The sequence below is a fragment of the Streptomyces recifensis genome, from assembly GCF_002154615.1.
In the GTDB taxonomy this organism is placed as follows: domain Bacteria; phylum Actinomycetota; class Actinomycetes; order Streptomycetales; family Streptomycetaceae; genus Streptomyces; species Streptomyces griseoluteus.
In genome coordinates, this window is the sequence record NZ_MUNH01000017.1 from 1 (window position 1) to 25,575 (window position 25,575).

General features: G+C 71.7%; 24 protein-coding genes and 1 tRNA gene. 16 read left to right on the plus strand and 9 right to left on the minus strand.

All coding sequences use genetic code 11. The annotated features are described in order from the left end of the window. Nucleotides 1–229 precede the first annotated feature (229 nt). The 6 genes from eno (at nucleotide 230) to CCN33_RS01100 (ending at nucleotide 7,073) form a co-directional block, all read left to right on the plus strand. Nucleotides 230–1,519 (plus strand): phosphopyruvate hydratase, encoded by a 1,290-nt coding sequence (gene eno / locus CCN33_RS01075; protein ID WP_086690143.1) that lies wholly within the window; start codon nucleotides 230–232, stop codon nucleotides 1,517–1,519. Between the two features lie 173 nt (nucleotides 1,520–1,692). Continuing rightward, nucleotides 1,693–2,169 (plus strand): FtsB family cell division protein, encoded by a 477-nt coding sequence (locus CCN33_RS01080; protein WP_086690102.1) that lies wholly within the window; start codon nucleotides 1,693–1,695, stop codon nucleotides 2,167–2,169. A gap of 46 nt (nucleotides 2,170–2,215) precedes the next feature. Beyond that, complete coding sequence (locus CCN33_RS01085) at nucleotides 2,216–2,773, plus strand: DUF501 domain-containing protein (RefSeq protein ID WP_086690104.1); 558 nt, start codon at nucleotides 2,216–2,218, stop codon at nucleotides 2,771–2,773. Beyond that, nucleotides 2,770–3,711: a Ppx/GppA phosphatase family protein gene (locus tag CCN33_RS01090; RefSeq protein WP_086690106.1), complete on the plus strand. Its 942-nt coding sequence runs from the start codon at nucleotides 2,770–2,772 to the stop codon at nucleotides 3,709–3,711. The genes CCN33_RS01085 and CCN33_RS01090 overlap by 4 nt, the downstream gene beginning before the upstream one ends. Before the next feature lie 475 nt (nucleotides 3,712–4,186). Next, nucleotides 4,187–5,569 (plus strand): NAD(P)/FAD-dependent oxidoreductase, encoded by a 1,383-nt coding sequence (locus tag CCN33_RS01095; RefSeq protein ID WP_086690108.1) that lies wholly within the window; start codon nucleotides 4,187–4,189, stop codon nucleotides 5,567–5,569. Nucleotides 5,570–5,777: 208 nt separating this feature from the next. Beyond that, nucleotides 5,778–7,073, plus strand: a complete 1,296-nt coding sequence (locus CCN33_RS01100; protein ID WP_086690110.1) for an SAM-dependent methyltransferase — start codon at nucleotides 5,778–5,780, stop codon at nucleotides 7,071–7,073. A gap of 57 nt (nucleotides 7,074–7,130) precedes the next feature. Here CCN33_RS01100 and CCN33_RS01105 read toward each other — a convergent pair whose 3' ends face one another. Both CCN33_RS01105 and CCN33_RS01110 read right to left on the minus strand, forming a co-directional pair. Then, the gene (locus CCN33_RS01105; protein WP_086690112.1) at nucleotides 7,131–9,659 is read right to left on the minus strand and encodes an ABC transporter permease; all 2,529 of its coding nucleotides are present in this window, start codon (nucleotides 9,657–9,659) and stop codon (nucleotides 7,131–7,133) included. Next, nucleotides 9,659–10,429, minus strand: coding sequence for an ABC transporter ATP-binding protein (locus tag CCN33_RS01110; RefSeq protein WP_086690114.1), 771 nt, complete (start codon nucleotides 10,427–10,429; stop codon nucleotides 9,659–9,661). The genes CCN33_RS01105 and CCN33_RS01110 overlap by 1 nt, the downstream gene beginning before the upstream one ends. A 389-nt stretch (nucleotides 10,430–10,818) precedes the next feature. Here CCN33_RS01110 and CCN33_RS01115 point away from each other — a divergent pair. Further along, nucleotides 10,819–10,902: transfer RNA gene (locus CCN33_RS01115), tRNA-Leu, on the plus strand. 37 nt (nucleotides 10,903–10,939) lie between these two features. On the opposite strand, the gene CCN33_RS01120 is transcribed toward CCN33_RS01115, so the two are convergent. Both CCN33_RS01120 and CCN33_RS01125 read right to left on the minus strand, forming a co-directional pair. Then, nucleotides 10,940–11,200, minus strand: coding sequence for a hypothetical protein (locus tag CCN33_RS01120; protein ID WP_244173529.1), 261 nt, complete (start codon nucleotides 11,198–11,200; stop codon nucleotides 10,940–10,942). Between the two features lie 171 nt (nucleotides 11,201–11,371). Then, complete coding sequence (locus tag CCN33_RS01125) at nucleotides 11,372–11,779, minus strand: helix-turn-helix domain-containing protein (protein ID WP_086690118.1); 408 nt, start codon at nucleotides 11,777–11,779, stop codon at nucleotides 11,372–11,374. 239 nt (nucleotides 11,780–12,018) lie between these two features. On the opposite strand from CCN33_RS01125, the gene CCN33_RS01130 reads away from it, so the two are divergent. From CCN33_RS01130 to CCN33_RS01150, 5 genes are all read left to right on the plus strand, one after another. Further along, nucleotides 12,019–12,234: a hypothetical protein gene (locus CCN33_RS01130; protein WP_030814257.1), complete on the plus strand. Its 216-nt coding sequence runs from the start codon at nucleotides 12,019–12,021 to the stop codon at nucleotides 12,232–12,234. Between the two features lie 56 nt (nucleotides 12,235–12,290). Continuing rightward, entirely contained in the window at nucleotides 12,291–12,509 is a 219-nt protein-coding gene (locus CCN33_RS01135; protein WP_086690120.1) for a hypothetical protein, read from the plus strand. A gap of 124 nt (nucleotides 12,510–12,633) precedes the next feature. Further along, nucleotides 12,634–14,574, plus strand: a complete 1,941-nt coding sequence (locus tag CCN33_RS01140) for a zinc metalloprotease (protein WP_086690123.1) — start codon at nucleotides 12,634–12,636, stop codon at nucleotides 14,572–14,574. Between the two features lie 86 nt (nucleotides 14,575–14,660). After that, nucleotides 14,661–15,332 carry a hypothetical protein gene (locus CCN33_RS01145; protein WP_086690125.1) on the plus strand — a complete coding sequence of 224 codons (672 nt, stop codon included), beginning with the start codon at nucleotides 14,661–14,663 and terminating at the stop codon, nucleotides 15,330–15,332. Nucleotides 15,333–15,578: 246 nt separating this feature from the next. Then, the gene (locus CCN33_RS01150; protein WP_086690127.1) at nucleotides 15,579–16,439 is read left to right on the plus strand and encodes a Bax inhibitor-1/YccA family protein; all 861 of its coding nucleotides are present in this window, start codon (nucleotides 15,579–15,581) and stop codon (nucleotides 16,437–16,439) included. Between the two features lie 70 nt (nucleotides 16,440–16,509). On the opposite strand, the gene CCN33_RS01155 is transcribed toward CCN33_RS01150, so the two are convergent. Beyond that, nucleotides 16,510–16,740 carry a DUF4287 domain-containing protein gene (locus CCN33_RS01155; protein WP_086690129.1) on the minus strand — a complete coding sequence of 77 codons (231 nt, stop codon included), beginning with the start codon at nucleotides 16,738–16,740 and terminating at the stop codon, nucleotides 16,510–16,512. A 98-nt stretch (nucleotides 16,741–16,838) separates the two neighbouring features. Between CCN33_RS01155 and CCN33_RS01160 the strand changes: the two genes are divergently transcribed. Beyond that, nucleotides 16,839–17,150, plus strand: coding sequence for a hypothetical protein (locus tag CCN33_RS01160; RefSeq protein ID WP_207229147.1), 312 nt, complete (start codon nucleotides 16,839–16,841; stop codon nucleotides 17,148–17,150). Nucleotides 17,151–17,176: 26 nt separating this feature from the next. Here the strand turns inward: CCN33_RS01160 and CCN33_RS01165 are convergent, their stop codons facing one another. From CCN33_RS01165 to CCN33_RS01175, 3 genes are all read right to left on the minus strand, one after another. Next, nucleotides 17,177–17,959, minus strand: a complete 783-nt coding sequence (locus tag CCN33_RS01165) for a hypothetical protein (RefSeq protein ID WP_086690131.1) — start codon at nucleotides 17,957–17,959, stop codon at nucleotides 17,177–17,179. A 296-nt stretch (nucleotides 17,960–18,255) separates the two neighbouring features. Further along, nucleotides 18,256–19,476 carry an acetyl-CoA C-acetyltransferase gene (locus CCN33_RS01170; protein WP_086690133.1) on the minus strand — a complete coding sequence of 407 codons (1,221 nt, stop codon included), beginning with the start codon at nucleotides 19,474–19,476 and terminating at the stop codon, nucleotides 18,256–18,258. 169 nt (nucleotides 19,477–19,645) lie between these two features. Continuing rightward, nucleotides 19,646–20,665: an SGNH/GDSL hydrolase family protein gene (locus CCN33_RS01175; protein ID WP_208621622.1), complete on the minus strand. Its 1,020-nt coding sequence runs from the start codon at nucleotides 20,663–20,665 to the stop codon at nucleotides 19,646–19,648. 161 nt (nucleotides 20,666–20,826) lie between these two features. Here CCN33_RS01175 and CCN33_RS01180 point away from each other — a divergent pair, with 161 nt between their 5' ends. Beyond that, complete coding sequence (locus tag CCN33_RS01180) at nucleotides 20,827–22,218, plus strand: cystathionine beta-synthase (protein WP_030814288.1); 1,392 nt, start codon at nucleotides 20,827–20,829, stop codon at nucleotides 22,216–22,218. A 303-nt stretch (nucleotides 22,219–22,521) separates the two neighbouring features. On the opposite strand, the gene CCN33_RS01185 is transcribed toward CCN33_RS01180, so the two are convergent. After that, a complete protein-coding gene (locus CCN33_RS01185) occupies nucleotides 22,522–23,172 on the minus strand; it encodes a LysE family translocator (RefSeq protein WP_086690137.1) in 651 nt (216 codons plus the stop codon). A 113-nt stretch (nucleotides 23,173–23,285) separates the two neighbouring features. Here CCN33_RS01185 and CCN33_RS01190 point away from each other — a divergent pair, with 113 nt between their 5' ends. Next, nucleotides 23,286–24,623: an aminotransferase-like domain-containing protein gene (locus CCN33_RS01190; RefSeq protein WP_086690139.1), complete on the plus strand. Its 1,338-nt coding sequence runs from the start codon at nucleotides 23,286–23,288 to the stop codon at nucleotides 24,621–24,623. Nucleotides 24,624–24,771: 148 nt separating this feature from the next. Then, nucleotides 24,772–25,575 (plus strand): MurR/RpiR family transcriptional regulator (locus CCN33_RS01195; RefSeq protein WP_086690141.1); only part of this gene is annotated, 804 nt, incomplete at its 3' end.

Sequence of the window (25,575 nt, forward strand, 5' to 3'; positions counted from 1 at the left end):
CCCCCCGCGCGCCGGGGCGGTGCGCGTTCCGCGGCCGGCCCGCCCGGAACCTTTGCCCAGAACCCTTTGTTCCGGACGGGAACAATGGGTACCGTCTCCCTGTCCCACCCCGTTCACGAGGCGGTCGGTCGACGGCCGACGCCCCTGGGACGGTTAGGCTCTAGAGGCAAGGCATGCCATCCGGCGCACGCCCCGCACTCATCGCGTCACATCCATGAAGGAGATGCTCGTGCCGTCCATCGACGTCGTCGTAGCCCGGGAAATCCTGGACTCCCGAGGCAACCCCACGGTCGAGGTCGAGGTCGGCCTCGACGACGGCAGCACGGGTCGTGCCGCCGTCCCGTCCGGCGCCTCCACCGGTGCCTTCGAGGCCATCGAGCTGCGTGACGGTGACCCGAACCGCTACCAGGGCAAGGGTGTCGAGAAGGCCGTCCTCGCCGTCATCGAGCAGATCGGCCCGGAGCTGGTCGGCTACGACGCCACCGAGCAGCGCCTGATCGACCAGGCCATGTTCGACCTGGACGCCACCGACAACAAGGGCTCGCTCGGCGCCAACGCCATCCTCGGCGTCTCCCTCGCCGTGGCCCACGCCGCCTCCGAGGCCAGCGACCTGCCGCTCTTCCGCTACCTGGGCGGCCCCAACGCGCACCTGCTCCCGGTGCCGATGATGAACATCCTGAACGGCGGCTCGCACGCCGACTCCAACGTGGACATCCAGGAGTTCATGATCGCTCCGATCGGCGCGGAGTCCTTCTCCGAGGCCCTGCGCTGGGGCACCGAGGTCTACCACACCCTGAAGAAGGTCCTGAAGAGCAAGGGCCTGTCCACCGGCCTCGGCGACGAGGGCGGCTTCGCCCCGAACCTCGGCTCCAACCGTGAGGCCCTCGACCTCATCCTCGAGGCCATCAAGGAAGCCGGCTACGCCCCCGGCGAGCAGATCGCCCTCGCCCTCGACGTCGCCGCCTCCGAGTTCTACAAGGACGGCACGTACCTCTTCGAGGGCAAGGAGCGCTCCGCCGCCGAGATGACGGAGTACTACGAGGAGCTCGTCGCGGCCTACCCGCTCGTCTCCATCGAGGACCCGCTGTTCGAGGACGACTGGGCGGGCTGGAAGGCCCTCACCGACCGCATCGGCGACAAGGTGCAGATCGTCGGCGACGACCTGTTCGTCACCAACCCCGAGCGCCTCGCCCGCGGCATCGAGGAGGGCGTCGCCAACGCCCTGCTGGTCAAGGTCAACCAGATCGGCTCGCTGACCGAGACCCTGGACGCCGTCGAGATGGCCCAGCGCAACGGTTACAAGTGCATGATGTCCCACCGCTCCGGCGAGACCGAGGACGTCACCATCGCCGACCTGGCCGTCGCCACCAACTGCGGCCAGATCAAGACCGGTGCCCCGGCCCGCTCCGAGCGCGTCGCCAAGTACAACCAGCTCCTGCGCATCGAGGAGATCCTGGACGACGCCGCGGTCTACGCCGGCCGCAGCGCCTTCCCGCGGTTCCGCTCTGCGAACCAGTAGGCACAGCAGGGGCTGACCCGGGCGCGAGCCCGCCCCGCCCCGCCCGTCGTACGTACGTCCCCGGACCCGGTCCCGTACCGTGTCCGGGGACGTACGCACGTGTGAGCCCAGCAGCCGCACGGCGCGAGACGCACAGCAGAAGACGCACAGGCACAGTGGAGGCGGAGAGCCAGATGGCCGCGAGGGACCGGGACCGTTTCTCCACCACGACCAGGCTGCGGCTGCTCGGTGAGCAGACGGCGGCCCGCGTCTACCGCTCCCAGACCAAACGGCAGGCCCGCCGCTCCCGCCTCACCGGCCGTGCCGCCCTGCTGGCCCTGGTGCTGTGCTCGATGATCGTGGCGCTCGCCTACCCGATGCGGCAGTACGTCTCCCAGCGCGCCGAGATCGCGGAGCTGAAGCACCGCCAGGAACAGGCCCGCGCCCGCGTCGAGCAGCTCAGGGACGTGAAGGCCCGCTGGCAGGACGACGCCTACGCCGAACAGCAGATCCGGCGCAGGCTGCACTATGTGATGCCCGGGGAGACCGGGTACGTCGTGATCGACCCGGGCGCCGCCCAGCAGTCCCGCACCGACCGGGGTGCCGCACACCGGCCCTGGTACGCCAACGTCTGGGACGGCGTCGACAAGTCCGACGCCTCCGACCAGTGACCGGCATCCGCCGGTGACCGAGAGAAAGCCACTTACGGAAGCAGTCATGGAAACGCCCCCGCCCCACACTCCGCGCACCGAGCCCACCGAGGCGGACATCGCCGCCTTCGAGCTCCAGCTCGGCCGCCCGCCGCGCGGCCTGCGGGCCATCGCCCACCGCTGCCCCTGCGGCCAGCCGGACGTCGTGGAGACGGCGCCCCGGCTGCCGGACGGCACGCCCTTCCCGACGACGTACTACCTGACGTGTCCCCGCGCCGCCTCGGCCATCGGCACGCTGGAGGCGAACGGCGTCATGAAGGAGATGACCGAGCGGCTCCAGACCGACCCGGAGCTGGCCGCGGCCTACCGGGCCGCGCACGAGGACTACATCCGGCGCCGGGACGAGATCGAGGTGCTGGCGGGCTTCCCCAGCGCGGGCGGCATGCCCGACCGGGTGAAGTGCCTGCACGTCCTGGTGGCCCACTCGCTGGCCGCCGGGCCGGGCGTGAACCCGCTGGGCGACGAGGCGATCGCCATGCTGCCCGAGTGGTGGGCGAAGGGCCCCTGCGTGGTGCCCGGCGCCTGCGCGGCGGGGGCCGAGTCCGGTACGGAGGAGCAGCGATGACCCGCGTGGCCGCCGTGGACTGCGGCACCAACTCCATCCGCCTGCTGGTCGCCGACGTGCACCCCGAGACGGGTGAACTGACCGACCTGGACCGCCGGATGACGATCGTCCGGCTCGGCCAGGACGTCGACCGCACCGGCCGCCTCGCCCCCGAGGCGCTGGAGCGCACCTTCGCCGCCTGCCGGGAGTACGCCGAGGTCATCCGCGAACTCGGCGCGACGAGGGTGCGGTTCGTCGCCACCTCCGCCTCGCGCGACGCGGAGAACCGGGACGAGTTCACGCGCGGGGTCGTGGACATCCTCGGCGTGGAGCCGGAGGTCATCACCGGCGACCAGGAGGCCGAGTTCTCCTTCATCGGGGCGACCCGGGAGCTGTCCGGCGGCGACCATCTGGAGAAGCCGTATCTGGTGGTGGACATCGGCGGCGGCTCCACCGAGTTCGTCGTCGGTGACGACCACGTGCGTGCCGCGCGGTCGGTGGACATCGGCTGCGTGCGGCTGACCGAGCGGCACCTGGTGCACGACGGCAAGGTCACCGACCCGCCTGCCCACGAGCAGGTCGCGGCCATAAGGGCCGACATCGCGGCCGCGCTGGACCTGGCCGCCGAGACCGTGCCGCTGGACGAGGCGCGCACCCTGGTCGGGCTCGCGGGCTCGGTCACCACGGTGGCCGCCATCGCGCTGGAGCTGCCGGAGTACGACTCCGCGCGCATCCACCACTCCCGGATCTCGCGGGCCCGCGTCCGCCAGATCACCGAGTGGCTGCTCAGCGCCTCGCACGCCGAGCGCGCGGAGATCCCCTGCATGCACCCCGGCCGGGTGGACGTGATCGGCGCGGGTGCCCTCGTGCTGCTCTCGATCATGGAGCGCACCGGCGCCGAGGAGGTCGTCGTCAGCGAGCACGACATCCTCGACGGCATCGCGTGGTCCATCGCCTGATCCCGCGCGACCGCTCCGACGCCCGCACTGGCACGGCTTGTTACCGTCCAGTAGTGTGCGGCTGAGCAGCCTGGACGACGTTTGAGCGCCTCCGTGGGGCGGCCGACACGCCGCTTCGCGGGGCTCTCGCCACAACCTTCGTGAAGTTCTTCACAAGGAAATCGGCCCCCGTGGGGGACACAAGGGTCCGCATTGACCCGTTCGGGGTCCGGACGGCCCCTGGAGCATGATCACGACCGTATTGCGACAGGGTTTCGCGGGGGTGTCCGGAGCGGTCGCGCGGGGTGTCGCGGGAGGGGTCGAAGCGATCGGAAAGCCAGCTCAAGCGGCATTGACAACGGGTCGGGATCACCCGGGGTTCCCCCTGGTGAACATGACCTGCGTCACGCGGGCGGCGGAGGATAACACACCCTCTCTCCAAGCTTGTGAAGGGGCGCACGAGCCACCCCCCTGGGGCGGGTGGATACTCGATGGCATGAGCACCACGGAGCGTCCCAGGATCCTCGTAGTAGGCGGTGGGTACGTAGGCCTGTACGCAGCTCGGCGCATCCTCAAGAAGATGCGCTTCGGAGAGGCGACCGTCACGGTCGTCGACCCCCGGTCGTACATGACCTACCAGCCCTTCCTCCCCGAAACCGCCGCCGGCAACATCTCCCCTCGCCACGTCGTCGTACCGCTGCGACGCGTGCTGCCGAAGGCGGAGGTCCTCACCGGCCGGGTCACCACCATCGACCAGGACCGCAAGGTCGCCACGATCGCCCCCCTCGTGGGCGAGGCGTACGAGCTGCCGTTCGACTACCTGGTCATCGCCATGGGCGCGGTCTCGCGCACCTTCCCGATCCCCGGCCTCGCCGAGCAGGGCATCGGCATGAAGGGCATCGAGGAGGCCATCGGCCTGCGCAACCACGTCCTGGAGCAGCTCGACAAGGCCGACTCCACGACCGACGAGGAGATCCGCCGCAAGGCGCTCACCTTCGTCTTCATCGGTGGTGGCTTCGCGGGCGCGGAGACCATCGGCGAGGTCGAGGACATGGCCCGCGACGCCGCCAAGTACTACAAGAACGTGTCCCGCGAGGACATGCGCTTCGTCCTGGTCGACGCCGCCGACAAGATCCTCCCCGAGGTCGGCCCCAAGCTCGGCCAGTACGGCAAGGAGCACCTGGAGAGCCGCGGTGTGGAGATCTACCTCTCCACCTCGATGGACTCCTGCGTCGACGGCCACGTCGTGCTGAAGAACGGCCTCGAGGTCGACTCCGACACGATCGTCTGGACCGCGGGCGTCAAGCCCAACCCGGCCCTCACCCGCTTCGGTCTGCCCCTCGGCCCGCGCGGCCACGTCGACTGCCAGCCGACCCTCCAGGTCACCGGCACCGACTACATCTGGGCCGCGGGCGACAACGCCCAGGTGCCCGACCTCGTCGGCCGCAAGGCGGGCAACGAGAACGCCTGGTGCCCGCCGAACGCCCAGCACGCGCTGCGCCAGGCCAAGGTGCTCGGCGACAACGTGGTCTCCGGCATGCGGGGCTTCCCGCAGAAGGACTACGAGCACGCCAACAAGGGCGCCGTCGCGGGTCTCGGCCTGCACAAGGGCGTGGCGATGATCGTCATGGGCAAGATGAAGATCAAGCTCAAGGGCCGTCTCGCCTGGTACATGCACCGCGGTTACCACGGTCTGGCCATGCCGACCTTCAACCGCAAGATCCGCGTCTTCGCGGACTGGACCCTCGGCATGTTCCTCAAGCGCGAGGTCGTCGCCCTCGGCGCCATGGAGCACCCGCGCGAGGAGTTCTACGAGGCCGCCAAGCCCGCCCCGGTCGCCGCCGCGCAGAAGACCGAGGAGAAGGCCAAGGCGAGCTGACCTCCGGTCAGTTCCTCCGCCCGGCTCGACCCTCACGCAGCTCGACCCGAAGGACCTTCCGCCATCCGTGGTGCGGGAGGTCCTTCGGCGTTCCCGGCCACGCCCCCTGTTTTGCCCTGTCGTAACCCCAATGCGGGACTGTGCCGGGTACGGCACGGTGTTTACGTGGTAACGGACATCCGGGATCGTCGTCTTGGAGGTGTGCGTCATGGCCGACGCCGCGTCGCGCTTGGTGAGTGTTGCCGAACAACTGCTGGGAGCGCCCCTCCCGGTGCGGGTACGCGCCTGGGACGGCTCCCAGGCCGGGCCCCCGGGGGCTCCCGTGATCGTCGTACGCAACCGGCGCGCCCTGCGCCGCATGCTGTTCAAGCCGGGTGAACTGGGCATGGCCCGCGCCTGGGTGGCCGGAGACCTGGACATCGAGGGCGATCTGTACACCGCCCTCGGCGCCATGGCCGGCCTGCTCTGGGAGCACGACGACGAGGGCGGCGGCCGCTCCCTCGCCGACACGGTGCGCGACCCCGCCGCCCGGGCCGCCGTCCGCGACCTGATCCGGCTGGTCGGGCCGCCGCTGCCGCCCGCCCCGCCGCGCGAGGAGATCCGCCGGCGGCGCCACCTGCACACCCGCCGCACCGACAAGCGGGCCATCAGCCACCACTACGACGTGGGCAACGACTTCTACTCCCTCGTCCTCGGCCCGTCCATGGTGTACTCCTGCGCCTACTGGGAGGACGACGGCTCCCTGGAGACCGCCCAGCGCGACAAGCTCGAACTGGTCTGCCGAAAGCTCGGCCTGAAGCCCGGTCAGCGGCTGCTGGACGTCGGCTGCGGCTGGGGATCGATGGCCGTGCACGCCGCCCGCGAGCACGGGGTGAGCGTCGTCGGCGTCACCCTCTCCCAGGAGCAGGCCGCCTTCGCCCGCAAGCGCGTCGCCGACGAGGGCCTCACCGACCGCGTCGAGATCCGCGTCCAGGACTACCGCGACGTCCGCGACGGACCCTACGACGCGATCTCCTCCATCGGCATGGCCGAACACGTCGGCGCCGAACGCTACCTGGACTACGCCCGGGACCTGTACGGCCTGCTCAGGCCCGGCGGACGCCTCCTCAACCACCAGATCGCCCGCCGCCCCCAGCAGGACGAGTCGGCGTACGAGGTGGACGCGTTCATCGACTCCTACGTCTTCCCCGACGGCGAACTCGCGCCGATCGGGACCACCGTCACCCTGCTGGAGCGCGCCGGGTTCGAGGTGCGGGACGTGGAGTCGCTGCGCGAGCACTACGCCCGCACCCTGCGCGCCTGGGTGGCCAATCTGGAGGGTGACTGGGCCCGTGCCACCCGGCTCGCCGGGTTCGGCCGGGCCCGCGTCTGGCGGCTGTACATGGCCGCCTCCGCGCTGGCCTTCGAGCGCAACCAGATCGGCGTCAACCAGGTCCTCGCCGTCCGCACCCCGGAGACCGGCACCTCGGGCCTCCCGGCGCGCACCCGCACCTGGAACGCCTGACGAACGACAGTGGGGCCCCGTTCCGAACCCGGAACGGGGCCCCACGGCTGCCGAGCGCTACTCGGCCTTGATCGCGCCGAGCACGTTCAGCCGGGCCGCGCGCCGGGCCGGCCACAGCGCCGCCAGCACCCCCACCAGGGCCGCCAGCAGCAGGAACAGCACCAGCCGGGACCAGGGCAGCACCAGTTCGTAGGTGGCCATCTTGGTGCCCAGCAGCTCACCGGCCGCCCAGCCGAAGAACACGCCGAGCCCGATGCCCAGCACTCCGCCGAACAGCGAGATCACCAGGGACTCCAGGCGGACCATCCGCTTCACCGACCCGCGTTCCAGGCCGATCGCGCGCAGCATCCCGATCTCCTGGGAGCGCTCGAACACCGACATGGCCAGCGTGTTGATGACGCCGAGCACCGCGACCACCACGGCCATGCCGAGCAGGCCGTAGACCAGGTTCAGCATCAGGGTGAAGACCTTGGCGATGCCGTCGGTGATGTCCTGCTTGTCCTGCACCTGGATCGCCGGGTTGGAGCCGAGGGCCCTGGCCAGCCGGTCCTTGGTCGCGTCCGAGGCGCCGTCCGCCGTGCGGACAAGGACCTGCATGTCGGCCGGGGCGCGCAGGTGCGGGGTGAGCACCTTGTCGTCGATCATGATGCCCTGGATCATCTCGTTGCCCTCGTACACCCCGGCCACGGTCAGGGTGGCCTGCTTGCCGTCCTCGAAGTGCGCGGTGAGCTTCGAACCGGCCTTCCAGCCCTGCTCCTTCGCCCGGTCGGCGTCCACCACGATCCGGGTGCCGGACACGTCGAACGTGCCCTGCTTCACCTTCAGGTCGGTCAGCTCGCCGATCGCCGAGCCGGTGACACCGGTCAGGAACTCGGTCTCGCCGTCGATGCGCGAGGCGCCGTTGCGCAGCGGGCTGGAGGCGGCCACCCCGTCGGTGGCGGCCAGCTTGGTGGCCACGTCGGGGGAGAGCGGGGTGTGGTTGGCCATCGAGACGACGTAGTCCGCGCGGATCGAGGCCGCGGCCATCTTGTCGATCGACTTCTGCAGACTGCCCGCCATCACCGTCATGCCGGTGATCAGGGTCAGGCCGATCATCAGCGCGGACGCGGTGGCCGCCGTACGGCGCGGGTTGCGCACCGCGTTCTGCCGGGCCAGCCGGCCCGAGACGCCGAACAGGCGCAGCAGCGGGGCGGCGGCCGCGATCAGCGGCCGGGACAGCAGTGGGGTCAGCACGAACACGCCGATGATCAGCAGGACCGCGCCGAGGCCCATCGCGCCCTGGCCCGTGTCGGTGTTCATGGTGGTGGCCGCGAACACCACGGCCGCTCCGGCCGCCGCGAACAGCGTGCCGATGGTGTTGCGCACCACCAGCGAGCGGGTGGTGGCGGTCGCGTGCACGCTGCTCATCGCCGCGACCGGCGGGATCTTCGCGGCCCGGCGGCCGGGCAGCCAGGCGGCGAGCACGGTGATGACGATGCCGACGGCGAGCGCGGCGACGACCGTGCCCGGCGTGACCACGAGCGGCCCGTCCGGCATGCTCGCGCCGAAGGAGTTCAGCAGGGCGCGCAGCCCGGCGCCGATGCCGACACCGGCGGCGAGTCCCGCCACGCCCGCGACCGTGCCGACCGCGAGCGCCTCGGTGAGCACCGAGCGGGTGACCTGGCCGCGCGAGGCGCCGACCGCGCGCAGCAGGGCGAGTTCCTTGGTGCGCTGGGCGACCAGCATGGTGAAGGTGTTGGCGATGATGAACGTGCCGACGAACAGGGCGATGCCCGCGAACACCAGCAGCGCCTGGCGCAGCCCGCTCATCGACGCGGAGATCTGCTCCGCCTGGTCGGCGGCGAGCTTCTCACCGGTGGTGGTGGTGACCTGGCCGGCCGGGAGCGCCTTGTCCAGCGCGGCCTTGAGGGCGCTCTGGCTGGTGCCGGGTGCGGCGGTCACGTCGATCTCGTCGTACGTGCCCTTCTTCCCGAGGAGGGTCTGCGCGGTGGGCGTGTCGAAGAGGGTGAGGCTGCCGCCCGCGGCCACGTTGCCGTCGTCGGTGGTGAAGACGCCGGCGACGCGCGGGGTGAGGACCGGGCCGTCCACCGAGAGGCGGACGGTGTCACCGACGCCGTAGCCGGTGCGGCGGGCGGTCTCGGAGTCGATCAGCAGCTCGCCCCTGCCGTGCGGGGCGTGGCCGGAGACGAGCTTGTACCGGGGGTCCTTGGTGCCCCAGTAGTTGCCGCCCATGGACTGCCAGCCGTCGCCGACCAGCTTGCCGTGCTTGTCGGCCAGCGCGGTGAAGCCGCTGACCACACCGGTGGCGGAGGCGGCGCCGGGCACCTTCTCGGCCTTGGCGAGCAGCGCCGGGGTCAGGTCCGGGGTGGAGCCGACCCGGTCGCCGCTGGCCGCCTGGTGCTTGGCCCGTACGGCCACGTCGACGCCGTCGAAGCCCTGGGCGGAACTGTTCTCGAAGGCGCGGGAGAGGGTGTTGGTGAAGACCAGCGTCCCGGACACGAAGGCGACGCCGAGCATGACGGCGAGCACCGTCATCATCAGCCGGGCCTTGTGCGCGAGGACGTTGCGCAGTGCGGTGCGGAACATCAGCTCGTACGGCCCTTCGCGTCGAAGCGCTTCATCAGGTCGAGGACCGAGTCGGCCGTCGGGGCCTGGATCTCGTCCACGATCCGGCCGTCGGCGAGGAAGACCACCCGGTCCGCGTAGGCGGCGGCGACCGGGTCGTGGGTCACCATGACCACCGTCTGGCCCAGCTCGCGCACGGAGTTGCGCAGGAAGCCCAGCACTTCGGCGCCGGAGCGGGAGTCGAGGTTGCCGGTCGGCTCGTCACCGAAGATGATCTCCGGCTTGGAGGCCAGGGCGCGGGCCACGGCGACGCGCTGCTGCTGGCCGCCGGAGAGCTGGGAAGGGCGGTGCGACAGGCGTCCGGAGAGGCCCACCATGCCGATCACCCGGTCCAGCCACTCCTTGTCGGGCTTGCGGCCCGCGATGTCCATCGGCAGCGTGATGTTCTCCAGCGCGGTCAGCGTGGGGAGCAGGTTGAACGCCTGGAAGATGAACCCGATCTTGTCCCGGCGCAGCCGCGTGAGCTGCTTGTCCTTCAGGGAGCCCAGTTCGGTCTCGCCGATGCGCACCGAGCCGGAGGAGAAGGAGTCCAGCCCGGCCACGCAGTGCATCAGCGTGGACTTGCCGGAGCCGGAGGGGCCCATGATCGCGGTGAACTCCGCCTGCCGGAAGTCGACGGAGACCCGGTCCAGGGCGACCACTCGGGTCTCACCCTGCCCGTAGATCTTCGACAGCTCCGCGGCGCGCGCGGCCACGGCGGTGGTCCTGCCGGTGGTGGGTGTGGTGGTCACGGGGTGGTGCTCCTGTCGGACGGGTCTCGGGGGTCTGTTCCCATGGTTCCCGCTCCCGGCGGCCATTCGGTCAGCCGCTGTTCCCGTTCCCTACCGCGACTCCGGTCGGACGGAGCCACTCCGTGTCATACCTGGTGAGGACGGCCGACCCTGAGGGGGCGTACCACCAGGAACAGGGGGACCGCCCTTGTTCGGTAGGTGAAATTCCGTCATTCCGCGTACGGGTGCGCGGGAGTCCCGGCAGGCTGTTGGCAAGTGCGGATGGCTCGTTCCGTGGTCTGATGCACCCTCAGACATCAATAAAATAAGACAACGTCGGTCCGTACTTTCCGCTGTCCGAGTGAGCCCTCCCGATAGGCTCTGGATCTCGAATGCGGAGCCCACGGCCTGCCCGGATGGTGGAATGCAGACACGGCGAGCTTAAACCTCGCTGCCCCTTCGCGGGCGTGCCGGTTCGAGTCCGGCTCCGGGCACATTCCCTTGTCGTGACGGGCCGGCCGAGCGGTCCGCTCAGCCCTCGTACACCGTCAGTACCGCGCCGTCGACCTCGATGCTGCGGCCCGCTCGCATGCCGTTCGCGCGCAGGGTGGCCAGGCAGGTGCGGAAGAGGGCCAGTTCGGTGGTGTCCAGGATGGCCGCGGCGAGGTCGAGGAGTTCATGGACCGCCTGGTCGGTGAGGACCTCGGGGAGTTCGCCGGACAGGAGGACGACGGACTCGCCGTCCGGGCCCCGGACCACCGCGGTGGCCGGGCCGCCATGCACCAACAACACGTTCCCCCCAAGGGCCCGTGGTCGTGCGGCTCTCGCTCCTCGGGCAGGACGAGAGACTAGCGGGGGATCTCGGCCCGTTCGGGTGGACTTGCTTTCTTTTTCCGAGTTGACGGAAGCGCGGCCGGGTGAGGGCGCCGCCCGGTCACTCCGCGACGCGCCCCGGTACGCGGCTCAGTCCCGCTGCTGCGGCTTCGCCGCGCGGCCGAGCAGGGACTCCACCAGCGCGGTGACGTGTCTGCGGTCGTCGGACGACAGCCGCTGCACGCTGGCGATCAGCAGATCCACCTCCGGGTCACCGGAGCGGGGCGCGGTGGGGGTGTCGTCCTCGCCGGCCGGGCTGCCGTACACATGGATGCCGCACGCCTCGGCGGCCGCCCGGCGGACGGTGTCCAGCGGGAGTTCGAGTCCCTTGGCCAGGCCCTCCAGCGTGCCGGCCTGCGGCATGCGCACCACGCGCTCGGTGGTGGCCAGATGGTGGACGGTGGAGCGGGGGACGCCGCCGCGTCGCGCCACTTCGCCGTAGGACCAGCCCTCGCGGTCCAGGCGCTCGCGGATCAACTGCTGCAGTGCGTTGGCCACCGTTGGTCACTTCCTGCTCGTCCTGCTCGCCGCTCGGCCGCACGTCCCTGTCGGAAGGGAGTCTACGGGCGAGTAGCTGGACCGCCGAAAGAGTGATTACCCAAAAGGGTTGCGGGCAGCCGCCGCGAGGGCCTAGTGTCCAATCTCGTTGGACAGCTCGTCCGACCAAGTTGGACAGAGTCCGGGGGGAACCTGACTCGGTCCGACCGGAAATGCCCATTTCCCGAGGGGGAAACATCATGATGGACGCCCACGAGCTCGAGGCCGAGTCCGCCGAACTGCTGCCCGGCCGCGAGGCCCTCGGCAAGCTGAAGTTCAGCTTCGGCAAGACGGTGAACGTCACCAAGCACGTCGCCAACATCGAGGCCGCCAACCAGTCGGCCGCGCTCAACGACCACTCGGCGTGGTCCGTCGCCAGCTCCGGCGCCTCGCAGGCCATCAGCGTCAGCCAGTAGTCCGGACCGTCGGGAAACAGCAAGCACGTCAAGCAGGACAAGAGGGGAACACCATCATGAGCATGGACATGCGCGACCTGGACGCCGAGTCCGCGGAGCTGCTGCCGGGCCGCGAGGCCCTGGGCAAGCTGAAGTTCAGCTTCAACAAGACGGTCAACGTCACCAAGCACGTGGCCAACATCGAGGCCGCCAACCAGTCCGCCGCGGTCAACGACCACTCGCTGTGGTCGGACGCCCAGTCGCACGCCGGACAGACGATCAGCGTCAAGCAGTAGCACCACCGCCGCGACGGCGGTCACGGGGGCGGACCGCGCCCGCAGCACGGGGCGGTCCGCCCCCGCGGCCATGCCGGGGGGAAGCGCGGCGGTGCGGCGGCATCGATGTGGGGGGAGACCACGGATGACGGTGCTGGGGAACGGCACGACCACGCTGTACGACACCGGACCGCTGCCCGGACCCGGTGGCTGGCCGGTGACGTACGAGCAGGTGGCGACCGGCAGCCTGCCGGCAGCCGGGGTGCCGGCCCGGCCCGTCCCGCGGCTGAGCGCGGGGCTGCGGCTGCACGGTGAGTACCAGGGCTCGGGCTTCACCGAGCCCAAGTACATCGCCCGTCGGGGGGACGGGCAGGTCGTGCAGCTCTCACGCCTGCTGTACCTGGTGGCGTCGTCCGTCGACGGGGTCCGCGACGACGACACGATCGCCCACCGGGTCAGCGCCCGTTTCGGCCGCGAGGTCAGCGGGGAGAACGTCCGCTACCTCGTGGAGAACAAGCTCGACCCGCTGGGCGTGACGGTCCCGGAGGGTCAGGAGAGCGACGAGGTCGACGCCCCGCGCTCCGACCTGCTGCTCGCCCTCAAGGGCCACCGGGTCATCTTCGACGAGCGGCGCACCGCCCGGATCGCCAGGTCACTGGCCTGGCTGCACCGGCCGGTGGTGGTCGCGGCGGTGCTGCTGGCGGCCGTCGTCATGGACGTCTGGCTGTTCGGCTTCTTCGGCGCGATCGAGCCGGTGCTGGAGGTGCTGGACCAGCCGGTGCTCATCCTGCTGGTCTTCGTGCTCACCGTGGCCTCGCTCGTCTTCCACGAGTTCGGCCACGCCTCCGCGTGCCGGTACGGCGGGGCGAGGCCCGGCTGTATCGGCTGCGGGCTCTTCCTCATCTGGCCGTCGATGTACACCGACGTCACCGACGTCTACCGGATCGGCAAGGCCGGGCGCATCCGCACCGACTTCGGCGGGGTGTACTTCAACGTCGTCTTCATGCTGGCCATGGCCGGCGCCTACTTCGCCACCGGGGAGCAGTTCTTCCTGGCCGCGGTCTACCTCGGCCACTTCGAGATCCTGGAACAGCTCATGCCCGCCGTCCGGCTGGACGGCTACTACATCCTGGGCGACCTCGCGGGCGTCCCGGACCTGTACGGCAAGATCAGGCCGATCCTGCTCTCCCTGGTGCCGGGGGAGCGGGGCCGGTCGGCCCGCCAGGAGGTCGCGGGGCTGAAGAAGTCCGCGCGCACCATCGTCGCCACCTGGGTGCTGACCATGGTGCCGCTGATCATCGGCGAGCTGGGCTACGGGCTGTGGAACCTGCCCCGGATCATCAGCACGATGATCCGCTCGCTCACCGAGCAGGTCACCGGCACGGGCTCGGCGTTCGCGGCGGGTGACGTGCTGCCCGGCCTCGTCGGGGTGCTCGGCACGCTGATGCTGCTGTTCCCGATGGCCGGTGTCCTCTATCTCTCGGTGAAGATCGGCGGCCGGCTGTTCCGGCTCGCCAAGCGCTCCACGGCCGGGCGGCCCACCCTGCGTGTCGCGCTGTGCGGGTTGCTGCTCGCCGGGCTCGGCGGCCTTGCCTACGCCTGGATGTCCGGGGTGACCCCGCAGCCGCTGCCGAAGAAGCCGCCCATCGCGCCGATCCTCCAGCCGGGGGTGCCCACCACGGCGCCGCCGTCGCCGGACGCCTCGGCGCCGGGGGCCGGTCCGGAAGGCACCCCGGGCGGGCCGGGCGCGGTCCCCGGCGAGCCCTCGGTCTCACCGGGCGCACCGGCCAAGGCCAAGCCGGGTGATACGGGCGCCGGGGCCTCGGCGGATGCCTCCGCCTCCGCGCCGCAGTCGTCCGCCGCCTCCTCGACGGCACCGGACAAGCCGACGCGCGGCGAGGACGGGCCCCGACAGAGCGAGACCAGCGGCCCGGCCGCGGGCGGAGATCCGTCCCCGCAGCAGCCGCCGCCCCCGGTCACGGAGACGTCGTCGGTCCCCTCGGAGAGCGCCACGCCGACGGCCTCGACCGCGCCCACGACGCCGCCGCCCACCAGCGACGCACCGGCCCCGGTGTCCACGCCCTGACCCGTCGCGGCTCCCCGGCCCGGCCGCGTCCGTGCGTGCGTCGGGCCCCTTCGTCAGCACGTCCTTCATTCCTCGGGAGAGAACCCATGAGCAGCCACCGGAAACCACGCAGCAGTCCGTTCAACGGGCGGGCCGTCCGTACCGTCCTTCTCGCCGCCGGTGCCGCGGGCGTGGCCACCGCCGTTCCGGCGCACGCCGCGACCGGTCCCGCGCCGTCGGCCGCGGTGGTGTCGGACGGTGTGTTCACAGGCGCCAACCGGCTCCACCACACCCAGGCCCGCGACTCCTTCACCATCCGCCAGTTCGGCAAGGTCGACGCGACCTCCGTCCGCAACCAGGCCCGCGCGGTCTCCATGGGCTGCTCGGTGGACGACCACTGCAGGTCGGTCGCGCTGTCCTTCCAGATCGTCACGGTCGCCGGGGACGCGCACCACCTGAAGGCGGTCAACGTCAGCGACGCGGCCAACAAGTACTGCGACGGCTGCCAGACCCTGGCCGGCGCCTACCAGTTCGTCGTCTCCACGCCCCACGCGCTCACCCTGGACGCAGGGGCCCGGCGCCGGCTGGCCGACGTCCACCGCAGGCTGGACGCGCTGACCCGGTCCACGCTGCCCGCCACCGAGCTCCAGAAGCGGGTGGACGCCCTCGCGGCCGAGGTGAACGGCGTCCTCAAGGAGGCCGTGGCCAAGGCGCCCAAGGGCACCGAGAAGCCGGACGTCACCCTGCACCGCCGACTGGACGGCTGGCCGGGCCACTGACCCCGGCCTGACCGTCCCTCCCCGGCCGGCCGCCGGTCCCCGCGAGCGCCTCCCGCGGGGGACCGGCGGCCGGCCTCTTCCGCGTGGGCCTGCGCATATAAAAGGACCGGGCCGGGAACATGGCTTCCGCGTGGTGCGTTGGTCAAGCACGGCGAAGGAAAGATCCTCCTTGAGGAGCACTGACGATCCTTTGCCAATCCATTACTCTTGAGCCAAGGCTGCGCACGGCAGCCATGGAGGAGTGAAATGAGGAGCAGCAACCCGGTCTTCTCGCGCCGAGGGTTCGGCCGCGACAACGGCTACGCAGGCTTCGACACCGCACCGCAGGCCGGGTACGCGCAGGGCAACCCGTACGGCCAGAACCCGTATGCGCAGAACCCGTACGCGCAGACCACCGTCGGCCAGGGTGCCCCGCCGCAGGCGCCGCCCGCGGCCGGCCGGATGACGATGGACGACGTGATCGTCCGCTCGGCGACCACGCTGGGCGTCGTGGTCCTCGGCGCGGTGCTCGCCTGGGCCCTGCTGCCGGTCTCCACGACCAGCTTCGGCCTGGCCTTCGGGTCCGCGATCGTCGCCATGGTCCTGGGCCTGGTGCAGAGCTTCAAGCGCAAGCCGTCGCCCGCGCTGATCCTTGGTTACGCGGCCTTCGAGGGCGTCTTCCTCGGGGTCATCAGCGAGATGTACAACAGCCGCTGGAGCGGCGCCCCCTTCCAGGCGGTGCTCGGCACCCTGGCCGTCTCCGCCGCCACCCTGCTGGTCTACAAGGCCGGCTGGATCCGCGTCACCGCGCGGTACGCCCGGATCGGCATGGCCATCGCCCTGGCGTTCGTGCTGGCCATGGTGGTCAACCTGCTGCTGGTCGCGTTCGGGGTCGCCCCGGACGGCGGTCTGCGCGGCATGGGCCCGCTGGGCGCGATCGTCGGCGTCATCGCCATCATCCTCGGCGCGTTCTTCCTGACACTGGACTTCAAGCAGATCGAGGACGGCATCGCCTACGGCGCCCCGCGCGAGGAGTCCTGGCTCGCCGCTTTCGGGCTCACCGTGTCCCTGGTCTGGATCTACCTGGAGATGCTGCGCCTGGTCGCCATCTTCAGCAACAACGACTAGCGGCCCGCGCGACGGAGGGCCCCCGGTGCACACGCACCGGGGGCCCTCCGTCATGTGCGGGGCCGGGACGTCAGCCCAGCTTCCGCGCCGCCCTCCTCAGGTCGTACTCGTGGATGATCGCCTTGGCGTGGCCGTACGCGAGGTTGTGCTCGTGACGGAGCCAGTTGACCTTGTCCTCGAAGCGGAAGAGGGACGGCCCCTCGTCGACGGTGCGCAGCCAGTCGGTGACTTCACGGCCGGTGCAGTGCGGGATGCGGGCGAGCAGGTTGCGGTGGGTCTCCTCGGAGAAGACTTGGGACATCGGCGCCTCCGGACACAAGGGAAATTAAGGCCGGTCCTTCAGGTCACCGTGCCCGAGCACGGGCCGCTTGGCAACAGTGCCCGCGTTACGCTCGGCGCGTGCTGGATACGACGCCCCTGACCAAAGCAGTGGAACTCTTCGCCGACCGGCTGCGGGCCGCCCCGCAGAGCCGGCTGCAGCGCGGCGCGGCCGCCGAGGCGCTGGCGGTGGCGCGCGAGCTGGCCCGGCGGGCGCAGGAGCTGGAGGAGCCGGGCAGTGAGCCGCGGGAGATGCCGGACGCCGGGATGTTCGCGGCGGCCGACCAGATCACGGTGGCCGGGCACGACCTGGCGGTCGCGCTCCAGGGCGAGGACCAGCTCGCGGAAGCCGTCGAGCTGGTCGAGGAGGCCCGCAAGCGGGCCGGTGTCTGAGGTGCGGGGCGGCCCAGGGCGTCCGGCTAGAGCGAGGCGATGACCCGGTCGGCGAGGACGTACACCGTCTCCTCGCCGCAGGCGAAGGTCAGGGTGAAGGCGCCGGAGATGCCCGAGCCGCCCAGCAGACAGGGGGCCTCGCCCTCCTGGAGCGCGGCGGCCAGCCGTTCCGCGGTCTCGCGGTGGCCCGGCGTCATGCACAGCGTGGTGCCGTCGGCGAAGACGTAGACGTCGAGCGTGCCCAGCGGGCCGGGGCGGACGTCGGCGAGGGGGGTGCCCTCCACGGAGAGCCGCTCCAGGATGGTGACGGCGCGGTCCTCCTCGTCGCCCACCGGCGACTGCACGGGGACGAAGTCCGGGTGCGAGGGGTGGCGGCGGCGGGCCGCGGCCAGCTCGGGGGAGTCGCCGGCGAACTCGTCCGGCTCGGTGGCCGGCTCCGACACCGGCTCCAGGCCCGCGAAGTCGGAGGCGCGGGGCAGGAACGTATCGGCGTCCAGGCCGTACAGCGGGGGCGGCGCGTCGGAGAGGTCGCGGACCTCCTGCGCGGCCCAGAAGGCGCGGGCCTCGGCCAGCTCGCGCTCCCGCTCCTCGGCGAGCGCGGCGGCCACGGCCTCGCGTATCTCCTCCGCGTCGGCGGTGGTGCGGGCCGCGGGCAGCAGTGCGCGGATCTCGGCCGCCTGGTTCGCGGCGAGCTGGGTGTGCAGCTCGGCGATCTGGCGGCGCAGCCGCAGCACGGTGCACAGGACGGCGACGCCCACGGCGCCCGTGGCGGCCGTGGTGAGCAGCAGGGCGATGGACATGGCGCTCACTGACGTACTCCCAGGTTCAAAGTCGACCCCCGACTTCCTACCTCAGCTTGAAGGGTGGACTGACCGCCTGTCAGTGCGTAACGTCACGAAACGGACAGGCTTTTGGCCCCGGCGGCCTCGGGTGTCACTCGGGTCACGGCATTGACCTGCGCCGATGCCCCCAGTGAGCGAGATAGGTCACACCCTGGGGGAGATTGGATCACAAAACGGCCCAGAACCAGGGGGCTTTACCGGGTTCTGGGCCGTTCTCGACCGACCGTGCGGAGACGGTCACCGACGGTCGATCAAAAGAGGTTTCAGCTGAGGCGCTCGATGACCATGGCCATGCCCTGGCCGCCGCCGACGCACATGGTCTCCAGACCGAACTGCTTGTCGTGGAACTGCAGGGAGTTGATCAGCGTGCCGGTGATGCGGGCGCCGGTCATGCCGAAGGGGTGGCCGACCGCGATGGCGCCGCCGTTGACGTTCAGCTTGTCCAGGTCGATGCCCAGCTCCTGGTAGGAGGGGATCACCTGGGCGGCGAACGCCTCGTTGATCTCGACCAGGTCGATGTCGCCGACCCCGAGGCCGGCACGGCTCAGCGCCTGCTTGCTCGCCTCGACCGGGCCGAGGCCCATGATCTCGGGGGAGAGGCCGGAGACACCGGTGGAGACGATGCGGGCGAGCGGGGTCAGACCCAGCTCGCGGGCCTTGGTGTCGCTCATGACGACCAGGGCCGCGGCGCCGTCGTTCAGCGGGCAGCAGTTGGCCGCGGTGACCAGGCCGTCGGGGCGGAACACCGGCTTCAGGCCCTCGACGCCCTCCAGGCTGACGCCCGCGCGCGGGCCGTCGTCCTTGGCGACCACGGTGCCGTCGGGCAGCGTGACCGGGGTGATCTCGCGCTCCCAGAAGCCGTTCTTGATGGCTTCCTCGGCGAGGTTCTGCGAACGGACGCCGAACTCGTCCATCTCCCGCCGGGTGATGCCCTTGAGCCGGGCCAGGTTCTCGGCGGTCTGGCCCATGGCGATGTACGCGTCCGGGACCAGGCCGTCCTCGCGCGGGTCGTGCCAGGTGGTGCCCTCCTGCTCGGCGACGGCCGCGGTGCGGGCCTCGGCCTCGGCGAAGAACGGGTTGCGCGTGTCCGGCAGGCTGTCGGAGTTGCCCTTGGTGAAGCGGGAGACCATCTCCACACCGGCGGAGATGAAGACGTCGCCCTCGCCCGCCTTGATGGCGTGCAGCGCCATCCGGGAGGTCTGCAGCGAGGAGGAGCAGTAGCGGGTGATCGTGCAGCCCGGCAGGTGGTCCATGCCCATCTGCACGGCCACGATCCGGCCGAGGTTGTTGCCCTGCTCGCCGCCGGGGAGGCCGCAGCCGAGCATCAGGTCGTCGATGTCCTTCGGGTCCAGCTCGGGGACCTTGGCGAGGGCCGCCTGGATGATCGTGGCGGTGAGGTCGTCCGGGCGCAGGTCCTTCAGGGAGCCCTTGAAGGCGCGGCCGATGGGGGAGCGGGCGGTCGACACGATGACGGCTTCGGGCATCACGGCTCCAGAGGCTTGCGGGAGTTCGGGCAGGGCCGAGTCGGAAGTTACCCGTACGTATGGTCCGGGTCACCGGTGCGGCGGTGTGACACTGGCCGCAATTGTCTAAGCGCTTGCTTGGCCAGTGTCATTCCCGTCCGGCGTCGTTCCCTTCGGGACGGTGTGTCCTTCAGGACGGTGTGACCGGTTCCGTCTCCCGCACCCGGCGGCGCCGGCGCCGCTTGAGCAGCGCCCACGGGCCGCGCGGCCCGGTCGGCATCGCCGCCGCGACCTCCGTACCCGCCTCCGACGCCGCCTCGGCGGCCGCGCGGGCCACCGGCAGGAAGCCCTCCCGGCGCGAGGCGTCCGGCCCCTCCTCCTCGGCCGGCCACAGGCCGAGCGTCGCGCAGAGGGTGGGCAGGACCGCCATCGCCGCGGTCGCGTACCCCTCCGCGGAGGGGTGGTAGTGGTCCGGGCCGAACAGCTCGCGGGGGTTGGCGGCGAACTCCGGGCCCAGCAGATCGCCCAGCGACACCGTCCGGCCGCCCTGCTCCACCGCCCCGATGGTCTGCGCCGCCGCCAGCTGCCGCGAGGCGCGCCGGGCCAGCCAGCGCAGCGGCTGCCGCACCGGCTCGATGGTGCCGAGGTCGGGACAGGTGCCGACGACCACCTCGGCACCGGCCGAGCGCAGCCGCCGTACCGTCGCCGACAGGTGCCGGACCGAGCGGGTGGGCGGGATGCGGCGGGTGACGTCGTTGGCGCCGATCATGATCACGCAGATGTCGGGCGCGGTGATCGGGGCGGCCAGCACCAGCGCCACCTGCCGTTCCAGGTCGTCCGAGGTGGCGCCCGGCAGGGCGACGTTGCGCAGCGACACCGGCCGCTCCGCCACCGCCGCCAGCCCCGAGGCGAGCAGTGCGCCCGGTGTCTGGCCCGCCCGGTGCACGCCCTGTCCGGCGGCCGTGGAGTCGCCCAGCATCGCCAGCCGCAGCGGGGGCTCGCCGAAGCGCCCGTACCCCGCGCCGTACACACCGTCCGCCAGGGGTACCCGGCCGGTGGCGCCGCCGTTGTTCACATGGCGCCGTGCCATCCGCATCTCCGTCAGCAGTAGGCCGACGGCGGCCGCCCCCACCAGTCCGACACCGCCGCCGCCGTACGCCGCCCCGGCCGCGATGCGCCGGGCCACTCTCGCCCTCGACATGCTCGTCATGCGTCGCCGCCACCTCCTCGTAGCCGTACCCACTCCTTGCCCCGTACGGCATGTGCGCCAATCTCCACACTGAGTGAAGGCCCGTCCGCATTCCCTCCCACTGGCCGTAGGCTGGCACAACCACGACGACCACAGTTTTTTGCAAGCAACCGGAGACAACGGTGCATTTCCACGACTCGATGATCAGCCTCGTCGGCAACACCCCGCTGGTGAGGCTCAACAACGTGACCGAGGGCATCCAGGCCACCGTCCTGGCCAAGGTGGAGTACTTCAACCCCGGCGGGTCCGTGAAGGACCGCATCGCGCTGCGCATGATCGAGGCGGCGGAGGCGAGCGGGGAGCTGAAGCCCGGGGGCACGATCGTCGAGCCGACCAGCGGCAACACCGGTGTCGGGCTCGCCATCGTGGCGCAGCAGAAGGGGTACAAGTGCATCTTCGTGTGCCCCGACAAGGTCAGCATGGACAAGATCAACGTGCTGCGCGCGTACGGCGCCGAGGTCGTGGTCTGCCCCACCGCCGTGGACCCCGAGCACCCGGACTCGTACTACAACGTGTCCGACCGGCTGGTCCGTGAGACGCCGGGCGCGTGGAAGCCCGACCAGTACTCCAACCCGAACAACCCCGCCTCGCACTATCACTCGACCGGCCCCGAGCTGTGGGAGCAGACGGACGGGAAGATCACCCACTTCGTGGCGGGCGTCGGCACCGGCGGCACCATCTCCGGCACCGGCAACTACCTGAAGGACGCCAGCGGCGGCAAGGTCAAGGTCATCGGCGCCGACCCGGAGGGCTCCGTCTACTCCGGCGGCTCGGGCCGCCCGTACCTGATCGAGGGCGTCGGCGAGGACTTCTGGCCGACCGCCTACGACCGGAACGTGGCCGACGGCATCGTGCCGGTCTCCGACAAGGACGCCTTCCAGATGACCCGCCGCCTCGCCAAGGAGGAGGGCCTGCTGGTCGGCGGCTCCTGCGGCATGGCGGTCGTCGCCGCGCTGCGCGTCGCCGAGGACCTCGGCCCGGACGACGTGGTCGTCGTCCTGCTCCCCGACAGCGGCCGCGGCTACCTGTCGAAGATCTTCAACGACGAGTGGATGGCCGACTACGGCTTTCTCGAGGACGAGGGCCCCAGCGCCCGCGTGGCCGACGTGCTCAAGGACAAGGCGGGCGGCGTCATCCCGTCCCTGGTCCACATGCACCCGGAGGAAACGGTCGGTCAGGCCATCGAGGTGCTGCGCGAGTACGGCGTCTCGCAGATGCCGGTCGTGAAGCCGGGCGCCGGTCACCCGGACGTGATGGCCGCCGAGGTCGTCGGCTCGGTCGTGGAACGCGAGCTGCTGGACGCGCTGTTCTCCCAGCGGGCCTCGCTCGGCGACCCCCTGGAGAAGCACATGTCGGCCCCGCTGCCCCAGGTCGGCTCCGGTGAGCCGGTGGGCGACCTGATGTCGGTGCTCGGCGCGGCCGACGCGGCGATCGTCCTGGTCGAGGGCAAGCCCACCGGCGTCGTCAGCCGCCAGGACCTGCTGTCCTTCCTGGCCAAGGGCGGCCTGCACTGACGCGTTTGACCGGGCCGTGGTCCAAGCGGCACGAGCGTGTCACGTGCGCGCAGCACGTGCTTAACACGGGACCGGCACAGTAGTGGGCGTCGGCAAGGGTGGGGGAGGCTCCCCGCCCGTGCCGGCGCCGAACGGCGCCCAGGAACCTCCGGAGCGGCTCCCGGACCTCCCACGGCGCCTCGGACGCGCACGGGCCTGACCCGACCCGCGTCCTCCGCGGGGACCGCCGTCGTCCCGCCCCCCTTCACCGGGGGTGCGGCGGTCCCCGCGGATGTTCTTCCCCGGGCTTTTCCGCGCAGGGCCTCAGCTCGTTGCGCCGGGACCCGACGTGTCCGCCGCCAAGGTGACGGCCAGCGCCCCCAGCACCGTCCCCATCGCGTACCGCTGGATCTTCAGCCAGGACGGGCGTCGGGACAGGAACGCGGCGATCGTGCCGGCGGCCAGGACGATGGCGAGGTTGACCGCCACGCTCACCGCGATCTGGCAGGTGCCCAGGAGGATGCCTTGGGCGAGGAGGTGGCCTCGGTCCAGGGCCACGAACTGGGGGATCAGGGAGACGTACATGATGGCGATCTTCGGGTTGAGGAGGTTCGTCATCAGGCCCATCGTGAAGAGCCGTCGCGGGGAGTCGGCCGGCACCTCGTGCGGGGCGAAGACCGGGACGCCGCCCGGCCGGAGCGCCGACCAGGCCAGGTACGCGAGGTATCCCGCACCGGCCAGCTTCACCGCCACGTACAGCTCCGGCACCGCGAGGAAGAGCACCGAGAGGCCGAGGTTGGCCGCCAGCAGGTAGGCCACGAAGCCGAGGGCGACCCCGCCGAGGGAGATGAGCCCGGCGCGTCTGCCCTGGGTGATGCTGCGGGAGACCAGGTAGATCATGTTCGGGCCCGGGGTGAGGACCATCCCGAGGGCCACCACCGTCACTCCGAGGGCCGCGCTGGGCTCGATGAGCATGGGAAGTCCCCCCGTTGGGTGCTGAGCGGTATTGCCTTGAGGCTATGAACCGTCAACTCTCGGTGCAATAGGCGCTATTGTTCTCGGGGCAATGTAGCGTGAGGGGGCCCGGAGTGAGCGACTACCGGAGTGTGGCCGACGCGGTGGCCGAGGAGATCCGCAGCGGAGCCCTCCGCCCCGGTGACCGGCTGCCCCCGCAGCGCACGTTCGCCCGGCGGCACGGCATCGCGGACTCCACCGCCACCCGCGTCTACCGCGAACTCGCCCGCCGCGGCCTCACCGTCGGCGAGGTCGGCCGGGGCACCTACGTCCGCGCCGGAGCCGGGACCGCTGCTCCCGCCCTCACCGAACCGGCCGCCGCCCGAGTCGACCTGGAGCTGAACCACTCCACCCTCCCCGGCCATGCAGCCCTCCTCGCCGAGGGCCTCGCCCCGCTCACCCGCCCCGACATCCTCGGTGACGCCCTCCGCCCGGTCGGCGCCGCCGGCACTCCCGCCGCCCGCGAAGCCGCCGCCGACCTGCTCGCCCGGGGCGGCTGGCGCCCCGACCCCGGCCAGGTGCTCTTCGCCGGGAACGGCCGCCAGGCCGTCTCCGCAGCCGTGGCCGCCCTGGTCCCGCCCGGTGGCCGGCTCGGCGTGGAGGAGCTGACGTACCCCGTCATCCGCACGGTCGCCGCCCGGCTCGGCGTCACCCTCGTACCGCTGGCCATGGACGACGAGGGGCTCGTCCCCGGCGCCGTCGAGCAGGCCCACCGGCGCGCCCCGCTGCACGCCGTCTACACGCAGCCGACCCTGCACAACCCGCTCTCGCTCACCGCCCCGCCCGCCCGGCTGGCCGCGCTCGCCGAGGTGCTGACCCGGCTGGACCTGCCTGTGATCGAGGACGCCGTCTGGGGCTTCCTGCGCGGCGAACTCCCGCCCTTCGCGGCCCTGTTGCCCGACCGGACGGTGCTCGTCGACAGCCTCTCCAAGCGCGTCGCCCCCGGCCTCACCCTCGGCTTCCTCGTCGCACCCCCCGCACGCACCGACGCCCTGGCCACCTCGCTGCGCTCCGGCGGCTGGACCCCGATGCGCTTCGCCCTGGAGGTCATGCGCCGCTGGCAGCGCGACGGCACCGCAGGCCGGCTCGCGGCGGACAAGCGCCGGGACGCGGCCGAACGCCAGGCGCGCAGGGCCCGCCGGCTCGACGGGTTCGACGTGCGCGGGGACGCGACCGCCTACCACTGCTGGTGGCGGCTGCCCGAGGGGTGGCGCGCGGACACCTTCGTCGCCGCCGCCGCGCGGCACGGCATCGCCGTCGCCCCGGCCGCCGCCTTCGCCGTTCGCCGCGACAGCGCTCCGCACGCGGTCCGGCTGGCCCTCGCCTCCCCGCCCGCCGACGTGCTCGGCCCCGCCCTGGACACCCTGGCCGGTATCGCGCGGTCCGCGCCGGAGGATCTGGCGGCGGACTGACGCGCCGCCCGCCGCGCTGTATAAAGGTATGCAGGGGGTACCGCGTCTGAATAGGCGACGGTGCCCGACCCCGCCCCGGCGCTGTACCCTCCGTACTTTCCGGGCGGGGGCGTCCAGGACCCGACGACATCTGGAGGGGGAGAGCGGCATGAGCGCGAGCGACAGCCCCGCGAACCGGTTGCAGGCGCTCTTCGAGGGGCACCGGCTCACGCCCACCCAGCGCCGGATCGCGCACAGCATGGTGCGCCGCGCCGCCGACGTGCCGTTCCTGTCCAGCGTGGAGCTGGCCGAGCTGGCCGGGGTCAGCCAGCCCTCCGTCACCCGGTTCGCGGTCGCCCTCGGCTTCGACGGCTACCCGGCGCTCCGCCGCCATCTGCGCGAGGTCGTACCTGCCGAACCGGCCGCGGACAACGGCGCGTTCAACGAGTACCAGCAGGCCGTCGAGGCCGAGATCGAGAACCTGCGCCACCTCGCCGAACTCCTCGCCGACCCCGCCCCGGTCGAGCGCGCGGGGCGGGTCCTGGCCGCCTCCCGCCCCCTTCTGGTGCTGGGTCTGCGCGCGGCCGCCCCCCAGGCGTTCGGCTTCGCCTACTTCGCCGCCAAGGTCCACCCCGACGTCCGGTTGCTCGACGAGGGCGGCTCGATGGTGCAGGACCGCATCGACGCCGCCGTACGGGCCGGGGCGTCCGCGCTGCTCTGCTTCGCCCTGCCCCGGCACCCGCGCGAGGTGCTGGACACCCTCGCGTACGCCAGGGAGGCCGGGCTGACGATCGTCACGGTGGCCGACTCCGCGTTCGCGCCGGTCGCCAAGTACTCCGACCTGCTGCTGCCCGCCGCCGTCGGCACCGGGCTCGCCTTCGACACCGCGTGCGCGCCGATGCTGCTGGGCCGGGTCCTGCTGGAGGCGCTGTGCGACGGGCTGCCGGACGCGCAGGCCCGGCTGGAGGAGTTC

Bases quoted from the DNA above. Each gene is read 5' to 3' on its own strand.
- CCN33_RS01130 (WP_030814257.1), top strand. From the start codon at position 12,019: ATGATGGACGCCCACGAGCTCGAGGCCGAGTCCGCCGAACTGCTGCCC.
- CCN33_RS01140 (WP_086690123.1), top strand. From the start codon at position 12,634: ATGACGGTGCTGGGGAACGGCACGACCACGCTGTACGACACCGGACCG.
- CCN33_RS01090 (WP_086690106.1), top strand. From the start codon at position 2,770: ATGACCCGCGTGGCCGCCGTGGACTGCGGCACCAACTCCATCCGCCTG.
- CCN33_RS01150 (WP_086690127.1), top strand. From the start codon at position 15,579: ATGAGGAGCAGCAACCCGGTCTTCTCGCGCCGAGGGTTCGGCCGCGAC.
- CCN33_RS01100 (WP_086690110.1), top strand. From the start codon at position 5,778: ATGGCCGACGCCGCGTCGCGCTTGGTGAGTGTTGCCGAACAACTGCTG.
- CCN33_RS01145 (WP_086690125.1), top strand. From the start codon at position 14,661: ATGAGCAGCCACCGGAAACCACGCAGCAGTCCGTTCAACGGGCGGGCC.
- CCN33_RS01095 (WP_086690108.1), top strand. From the start codon at position 4,187: ATGAGCACCACGGAGCGTCCCAGGATCCTCGTAGTAGGCGGTGGGTAC.
- CCN33_RS01105 (WP_086690112.1), bottom strand. From the start codon at position 9,659: ATGTTCCGCACCGCACTGCGCAACGTCCTCGCGCACAAGGCCCGGCTG.
- CCN33_RS01085 (WP_086690104.1), top strand. From the start codon at position 2,216: ATGGAAACGCCCCCGCCCCACACTCCGCGCACCGAGCCCACCGAGGCG.
- CCN33_RS01175 (WP_208621622.1), bottom strand. From the start codon at position 20,665: ATGACGAGCATGTCGAGGGCGAGAGTGGCCCGGCGCATCGCGGCCGGG.
- CCN33_RS01185 (WP_086690137.1), bottom strand. From the start codon at position 23,172: ATGCTCATCGAGCCCAGCGCGGCCCTCGGAGTGACGGTGGTGGCCCTC.
- CCN33_RS01135 (WP_086690120.1), top strand. From the start codon at position 12,291: ATGAGCATGGACATGCGCGACCTGGACGCCGAGTCCGCGGAGCTGCTG.
- CCN33_RS01155 (WP_086690129.1), bottom strand. From the start codon at position 16,740: ATGTCCCAAGTCTTCTCCGAGGAGACCCACCGCAACCTGCTCGCCCGC.
- CCN33_RS01170 (WP_086690133.1), bottom strand. From the start codon at position 19,476: ATGCCCGAAGCCGTCATCGTGTCGACCGCCCGCTCCCCCATCGGCCGC.
- CCN33_RS01080 (WP_086690102.1), top strand. From the start codon at position 1,693: ATGGCCGCGAGGGACCGGGACCGTTTCTCCACCACGACCAGGCTGCGG.